The organism is Vibrio sp. YT-19(2023) (genome assembly GCF_033337395.1).
The window spans coordinates 174,409-180,938 of the sequence record NZ_JAWOQN010000007.1 but is presented as its reverse complement, the minus strand read 5'-3'; the positions used below and the strand labels follow the sequence as shown (position 1 = coordinate 180,938).

7 protein-coding genes, 2 tRNA genes and 1 rRNA gene are annotated in these 6,530 nt (G+C 43.3%); 7 read left to right on the top strand and 3 right to left on the bottom strand.

All coding sequences use genetic code 11. The features are described from left to right. The first annotated feature begins 138 nt into the window (after positions 1-138). The 6 genes from rrf to R7E78_RS07555 all read left to right on the top strand — a co-directional run bounded on the left by rrf (position 139) and on the right by R7E78_RS07555 (position 2,831). Positions 139-255: ribosomal RNA gene (rrf, locus tag R7E78_RS07580) — 5S ribosomal RNA — on the top strand. A 77-nt stretch (positions 256-332) separates the two neighbouring features. Continuing rightward, positions 333-409, top strand: a tRNA-Asp gene (locus R7E78_RS07575). 35 nt (positions 410-444) lie between these two features. Further along, positions 445-521, top strand: a tRNA-Trp gene (locus R7E78_RS07570). Positions 522-1,017: 496 nt separating this feature from the next. Beyond that, entirely contained in the window at positions 1,018-1,350 is a 333-nt protein-coding gene (locus R7E78_RS07565) for a DUF1904 domain-containing protein (protein WP_005381768.1), read from the top strand. A 12-nt stretch (positions 1,351-1,362) separates the two neighbouring features. Next, complete coding sequence (mepA, locus tag R7E78_RS07560) at positions 1,363-2,199, top strand: penicillin-insensitive murein endopeptidase (RefSeq protein WP_262597681.1); 837 nt, start codon at positions 1,363-1,365, stop codon at positions 2,197-2,199. A 323-nt stretch (positions 2,200-2,522) separates the two neighbouring features. Next, positions 2,523-2,831, top strand: a complete 309-nt coding sequence (locus R7E78_RS07555; RefSeq protein ID WP_005381765.1) for a hypothetical protein — start codon at positions 2,523-2,525, stop codon at positions 2,829-2,831. Between the two features lie 42 nt (positions 2,832-2,873). Here the strand turns inward: R7E78_RS07555 and R7E78_RS07550 are convergent, their stop codons facing one another. From R7E78_RS07550 to rdgC, 3 genes are all read right to left on the bottom strand, one after another. Then, entirely contained in the window at positions 2,874-3,128 is a 255-nt protein-coding gene (locus R7E78_RS07550; RefSeq protein WP_005381763.1) for a YfhL family 4Fe-4S dicluster ferredoxin, read from the bottom strand. Positions 3,129-3,130: 2 nt separating this feature from the next. Then, a complete protein-coding gene (gene yegQ / locus R7E78_RS07545) occupies positions 3,131-4,531 on the bottom strand; it encodes a tRNA 5-hydroxyuridine modification protein YegQ (protein ID WP_005381754.1) in 1,401 nt (466 codons plus the stop codon). A 165-nt stretch (positions 4,532-4,696) separates the two neighbouring features. Continuing rightward, positions 4,697-5,611: a recombination-associated protein RdgC gene (gene rdgC, locus R7E78_RS07540; RefSeq protein ID WP_005381753.1), complete on the bottom strand. Its 915-nt coding sequence runs from the start codon at positions 5,609-5,611 to the stop codon at positions 4,697-4,699. 224 nt (positions 5,612-5,835) lie between these two features. Here rdgC and phoB point away from each other — a divergent pair, with 224 nt between their 5' ends. Further along, positions 5,836-6,525: a phosphate regulon transcriptional regulator PhoB gene (phoB, locus tag R7E78_RS07535; RefSeq protein ID WP_005381752.1), complete on the top strand. Its 690-nt coding sequence runs from the start codon at positions 5,836-5,838 to the stop codon at positions 6,523-6,525. Positions 6,526-6,530: the final 5 nt, after the last annotated feature.

The window sequence follows — 6,530 nt, the reverse complement described above, 5'->3', positions numbered from 1 at the left end:
AGGCGTTGAGCTAACCTGTACTAATTGCCCGTGAGGCTTAACCATACAACACCCAAGGGGTTTTGATGGACTCAATGTAAGAACATTGAATGTGTAAGAACGAGAATTAAAAAACAGCTTTCCGAATTAAAGAATTTGCTTGGCGACCATAGCGTTTTGGACCCACCTGATTTCCATGCCGAACTCAGAAGTGAAACGAAATAGCGCCGATGGTAGTGTGGGGCTTCCCCATGTGAGAGTAGGACATCGCCAGGCTTTAGTTTTATTTTCACTTTTTCGAAAAGTGAAGACAAAAGCGGACACTTGCTTATTAAAGCGAGTGATACCACTGCGGAGTGGTAGTTCAGTTGGTTAGAATACCGGCCTGTCACGCCGGGGGTCGCGGGTTCGAGTCCCGTCCACTCCGCCACTTATTTGAGCGTCGTCTCAATAAACACGAATTACAGGGGTGTAGCTCCAATTGGCAGAGCAGCGGATTCCAAATCCGCGTGTTGGGAGTTCGAATCTCTCCACCCCTGCCATACTCTGAAGCCTCAGCAGTAATGCTGGGGCTTTTTTGCATCTGAAGAAAAGAGAAGCTGACTAGTTGGAAGAGTTGTCGACTCCTCTGATACCAAAGTATCGGGGGATTGAAAGCTCATATCTCCGGGATATTGGTCCACTTCACCTATCCCCCATGTTCATAAGCTCTGGCTTAGGTCAGGGGCTCTTTTATTTCTAACGAATATGTCTTTTATTCCTAACGTATAGTTCCGATGTCAGGTGTATGTTTATCCAACTAATATGGCATACCTTTGCTTCAGGTAGATTTATTTTCTAGTAATGTAATTACTAAATGTTGATGTATCGCTTTGTTCTTTCTGGTTTACCTTCGAATTTCATAACACTTTTTCTTCGTTATCGAGCACATCTGATTCACAATTTATTGAAAGGTTAGTGGTTACATTGACTTGGATGATTACTGACTTGGTTCCTGTTATCATCATGCATTAATGCTAATAATTAGGAAGTAAGTTTATGCCACATTTTCGATTCCGTGCTGTAGAGCCACAAGCTGTTCAGGCATTATCAAAACCCCTTACGGATGAACTTCAGCCTCTAATGGACTGTCCGCGTGAGGATTTTACTTTTGAGTATATCTACACTACGTTTTTCAATGAGGGTGAGGTGAGTGCTGCATATCCTTTTGTCGAAGTGCTTTGGTTCGACCGTGGCCAGGAAGTGCAAGATGAAGTTGCCAAGCTTATTACGCAACAAGTGCGCGGTATCGCTGGTGCCGATATTGATGTTGCAGTTATCTTTTCCGCCTTATCTCCTAAAGCTTATTACGATAATGGCGAACACTACTAAAGGTTAAAGGCTATGAGGCTGAGTTTCATTGTAACTTTGGGTTTATGTTTCTCAGCTTCAGTATGTTCTACTCCTTGGGAGTCTGCGGTTAATCCTACCCGAAACTCTTCCTCCTCTATTGGTAGTTATGCTAACGGTTGTTTAGATGGTGCATTACCCTTGCCTCTCGATGGCGTTGGTTATCAAGTCTTACGTAGTAAAACGAAGCGCTACTATGGGCACCCTAAAACGATAGAGTTTATTGAAAATCTGGCGCTTAAAGCTCATCAAAATCTCAACACCACTCTGCTAATTGGTGATTTATCTTTACCTAGAGGTGGAAGGTTCTCCTCTGGTCATTCTAGTCATCAAACCGGGTTAGATATCGATATCTGGTTAAGACTTGCTGACCAACCGCTTTCTTATAACGAATTACAACTTCCTAAGCCCATGAGTGTGGTGGATTTAAAAGGTTATTCCATACTTAATCATCGCTGGGAAGAACGGCACTTTAAGCTAATTCGGTACGCTTCAAAAAGTAAGGATGTTGCACGAATTTTTGTACATCCTGTTATTAAGGAGCAACTTTGCTTGCAAGAAAACGGCAAAGATCGTTCTTGGTTACGTAAAGTACGTCCATGGTGGGGGCATCATTACCACTTTCACGTCAGGTTGTCTTGTCCTGATTCGAGCGACTATTGTGTTGATCAAGCACCACCTCCAGTAGGCGATGGCTGCGGTGTTGAGCTCGCAAGTTGGGCCCCGAAAGCGAAACTTATTGATACCCCTCCACGGGTAAAAACAACCTCTAAGCCCAAACGAAAAAAAGTCGTTCCACCTCAATGCTTGCCGCTTATCAATCCTAATTAGTGTTACTCTCCAGGTTTATCTGTACTTGGTGATCTCTTTTATGAAACTGGAGAAACATCATACTTTTGTCTACATTGAATAATACCAATACAAAAACTAACCCAATTAGTTTTGGGGACATATTATAGAAATCTAAATTAAACAAAGAGTTGTAGTATGGGTAAGTTGTAACTTCTTTGTTTAGAAAAAGATCTTTCGTCACGATACTCTGGTTTCTTAGCAATATGTCTGTCAGTTGGCTAAAAAGCGATAACAACGCAGACAAGTGTGTAAGGCAGGGATATGCCCTTTTCCTGTTAGAAGAGTAAATCAAGGACAAAACCATGACTATGATTTGTGCAAAAGAATTTGCAGAGTGGTTAAGACACAGATTTAGCAGTGATACTAAAGGAGTCTCTTTGACTCGAGAGGATGTGAATCACCTGACTGGGCGTCAACGCCTTGATCCGGGTTTTGTTAATGATGTGCATTATGAGCTGATGCAATATGGGATGGCTTTCGTTACTGATACGAGCCGAGAAAACTTTTATTTAATACCTGTTTCTCAAGCGGAGAATTGGCGTGAGAGACTAGAGTATCATTTTGAAAAAGAGCTATTCTGCAATATTATCCCTATTGAAAAATCAGGTTGAGAAAAGGTTCAACTTTGATGTCAAAGTTGAACCTAATTGCTCTTATGCTAACCCTTGAATAATCACGAATTTTTCAAGCAACTGCTCTTCAGTTTCGACATGGTTCGGATCAGTGATTATGCATTTTGTAATTGGACACACTGACTGACAGGTCGGCTTTTCGTAATGCCCCTTACACTCTGTACATAGCGCTGGATCAATTTCGAAAATGCTCTCTCCCATACTGATTGCCCCATTGGGGCATTCGGGATCACACATGTCGCAGTTAATGCATTTATCAGTAATGAGCAAGGCCATGGTTACTTACCAGTCGGGTTACGGGTGTCCTGCCCTGAGTTTAGATTACGCATTAATAGGCCATATTCTAAATCTAGCTCTGCTGGTACTGGAATGAATACAAAGTGACCGTTTCCTTTCGCGTCTTCAATAGACTCTGATTTGCGGTTTTCCATTGCCTCTAGCGTGAAAACAATATTGCCTTTTGGCGTCATTAGTTCAAGGCTATCACCGACAAGAAACTTATTTTTTACTTCTACTTCAGCCATGTCACCACGACGTTTGCCAGTGAATTCACCAACAAACTGTTGAGCATCAGAGACTGAGTAACCATAATCGTAGTTTTGGTAAGTATCGTGTGTATGACGGCGTAGGAAGCCTTCAGTGTAGCCACGGTGAGCTAGGCTTTCTAGTGTACCCATTAGGCTTTCATCGAATGGTCGACCTGCTACAGCATCATCAATTGCTTTACGATAAACTTGAGCGGTACGTGCGCAGTAGTAGAACGATTTAGTACGACCTTCAATTTTCAATGAGTGAACACCCATCTTAGTTAAGCGTTCAACGTGCTGAACCGCTCGTAGGTCTTTAGAGTTCATGATGTAAGTACCATGCTCATCTTCGTAAGCCGCCATTTTTTCTTCTGGACGGTGCGCTTCAGAAAGCAGAACGACTTCATCTGTTGGTTTGCCGCGACCAATTGTGGTTTCAGGGCGCTCGTCTTGTACTTCGACAGGCTGTGCTTCAGTCGGGTCGAATTTCTCTACGATATCACCAGCGTCGTTTTCTTTACCCTCTTCAACTTTGTATTCCCAGCGGCATGCGTTAGTGCAAGTGCCTTGGTTAGGGTCACGTTTGTTGATATAGCCAGAAAGTAGGCAACGACCAGAGTAAGCCATGCATAATGCACCGTGAACGAATACTTCAAGCTCAGTTTCAGGGCAATGCTCACGAATTTCTTCGATTTCTTCTAGAGATAGCTCGCGAGAAACGATCACACGCTCCACGCCATTCGCTGCCCAGAACTTAACGGTCGCCCAGTTTACAGCGTTCGCTTGTACAGAAAGGTGAATTGGCATTTCTGGGAAAGCTTCACGAACCATCATAATTAGGCCTGGATCTGACATGATCAATGCGTCAGGACCCATCTCTACGATTGGCTTAAGATCACGGATGAACGTTTTTAGCTTCGAGTTGTGTGGTTGAATGTTACATACCACATAAAGCTTTTTGCCTAGGGCGTGGGCTTCATCGATACCGATTTTTAGGTTCTCGTGGTTAAACTCGTTGTTACGTACGCGAAGGCTGTAGCGAGGTTGGCCAGCGTAAACTGCATCTGCCCCGTAGGCGAATGCGTAACGCATGTTTTTCAGGCTGCCCGCTGGAGATAGTAGCTCAGGCACGAATGCTTTCTCAGTTGTCATTGCTCAATTCTCTTTTATCTGATCACAAGTCAGGCCAATTCCACCTAATGGAAATGGGGCGCAAATTTTACGTCAAAATGTGAACTGTGACTAGGGTAATTGTGCTTCAGATAGAAAAACGCCCTCAAAAAAAGTGAGGGCGTTATGGTTAACCTTTATACAATATTATGCGTTAGGATTCGGTAAGCCGCCTAGCGCATCGTATAGGTTGGGAAGGAAAGCACTGAACTCTCCACACATTAGAGAGAAGTCTGCATCAAATCGAGCTGCTTGATCTTCACGTGGAATATCATCGTTTTGATCTTTCAATTCATCAGAGAATTTTAGACGTTTGATGCCTGCATCTTCCGTCATAATGAACTCAATACGATCTTGCCAATTAAGCGCAAGTTTCGTCACGACTTTATCCGCAGCGATGTGGTTGCGGATTTCATCAGTGGTTAGCTCTTGCTTCTTACAGCGAATCACACCACCTTCTTCAAGTACGGATTTTAGCTCAGCTTCGTCCATCATGCTGATACCTTGAGGTGTGTCACCGCTTTTCACCCACTCGGTTAGCGTAGTTTCAATCGCCACTTCTGGAATAGCAGGAACAACAGGTAAACTACCCATGGTTTTACGAAGCAATGCTAATACATCTTCTGCTTTTTTATAGCTGCTTGCATCAACAAGGATAAAACCTTCTTTTGGCATGATGAGCACGTGAGTGTGGCTGCTGCGGCTGAATGCGCGCGGCAGTAAATCCATTACGATGTCATCTTTCAGATTGTCTTTCTCTTTCTTCTTCAGAGGACGACCTTCTTGCGCTTCCATTGCTTCTACTTTTGCATTCAATGATTCTTTGATCACAGAGGCAGGTAGCATTTTCTCTTCTTTCTTGGCGCAAATCAGAATGCGGTTTTCTGACACGTGAGTCATCATATCGCCATGTCTACCCATTGCACTGACCCAGCCAAATTTCTGTTTGTCTTGACTGCCACACGGGGTGAATCGGAATTCAGACAGCTGAGTTTCTAGTTGTTCGGCGTTAAAAGTAACCTCGCGGTTAACGCGGTATACCAGACAGTTTTTAAACCACATAAATCTTCTCTAGGCTTGATGACAAGGGACTAATCATAGGGAATTTTTGTGCTGATGTCTTAATAGAAATGAAAAATATCCGAATGAACCTCAAAAGAAAGTTATATGAAAATTTGTTTTCAAAGGTCACAAAAGTGTCATAATTGGTAGTGATAATGCTTATGCATAGAGAGGCGCTTTGTCTCTTAAATTCATTAGCTCAACGAACATAAGGTTACTCAATTATGTCTAGAAGGATTCTGGTTGTTGAAGACGAAGCTCCTATTCGCGAAATGCTGTGCTTCGTACTTGAGCAGAAAGGTTACCAAGCGGTAGAAGCGGAAGATTATGATACTGCAGTAACCAAACTGGCTGAACCCTTCCCTGATTTAGTTTTACTGGATTGGATGTTACCAGGCGGTAGTGGCATTAACTTCATCAAACATATGAAGCGAGAGGAATTAACGCGCAACATTCCAGTTGTGATGCTTACCGCTCGTGGTGAAGAAGAAGATAAAGTGCGCGGTTTAGAAGTCGGTGCGGATGACTACATTACTAAGCCATTCTCTCCTAAAGAGTTGGTTGCACGCTTAAAAGCGGTGATTCGTCGCGTTACTCCGACTGCACTAGAAGATGTAATTGATGTACAGGGATTAAAGCTTGACCCTGTATCGCACCGTGTTACGGCTAATGATGCGCCATTAGACATGGGTCCAACAGAATTTAAGATGCTTCATTTTTTCATGACGCATCAAGAACGCGTATACAGCCGTGAGCAGCTATTAAACAATGTTTGGGGCACTAACGTGTATGTCGAAGACCGTACGGTCGATGTTCACATTCGCCGCCTGCGTAAAGCATTGGAAGCTGCAGGGCATGATAAGCTGATCCAAACTGTTCGTGGTGCTGGATACCGCTTCTCGACGAAGGCATAAATTAA

What these genes read in the sequence shown, in the direction of transcription:
- R7E78_RS07555 (WP_005381765.1), top strand. Translation starts at nt 2,523, where the DNA reads ATGACTATGATTTGTGCAAAAGAATTTGCAGAGTGGTTAAGACACAGA.
- rdgC (WP_005381753.1), bottom strand. Translation starts at nt 5,611, where the DNA reads ATGTGGTTTAAAAACTGTCTGGTATACCGCGTTAACCGCGAGGTTACT.
- R7E78_RS07565 (WP_005381768.1), top strand. Translation starts at nt 1,018, where the DNA reads ATGCCACATTTTCGATTCCGTGCTGTAGAGCCACAAGCTGTTCAGGCA.
- R7E78_RS07550 (WP_005381763.1), bottom strand. Translation starts at nt 3,128, where the DNA reads ATGGCCTTGCTCATTACTGATAAATGCATTAACTGCGACATGTGTGAT.
- mepA (WP_262597681.1), top strand. Translation starts at nt 1,363, where the DNA reads ATGAGGCTGAGTTTCATTGTAACTTTGGGTTTATGTTTCTCAGCTTCA.
- phoB (WP_005381752.1), top strand. Translation starts at nt 5,836, where the DNA reads ATGTCTAGAAGGATTCTGGTTGTTGAAGACGAAGCTCCTATTCGCGAA.
- yegQ (WP_005381754.1), bottom strand. Translation starts at nt 4,531, where the DNA reads ATGACAACTGAGAAAGCATTCGTGCCTGAGCTACTATCTCCAGCGGGC.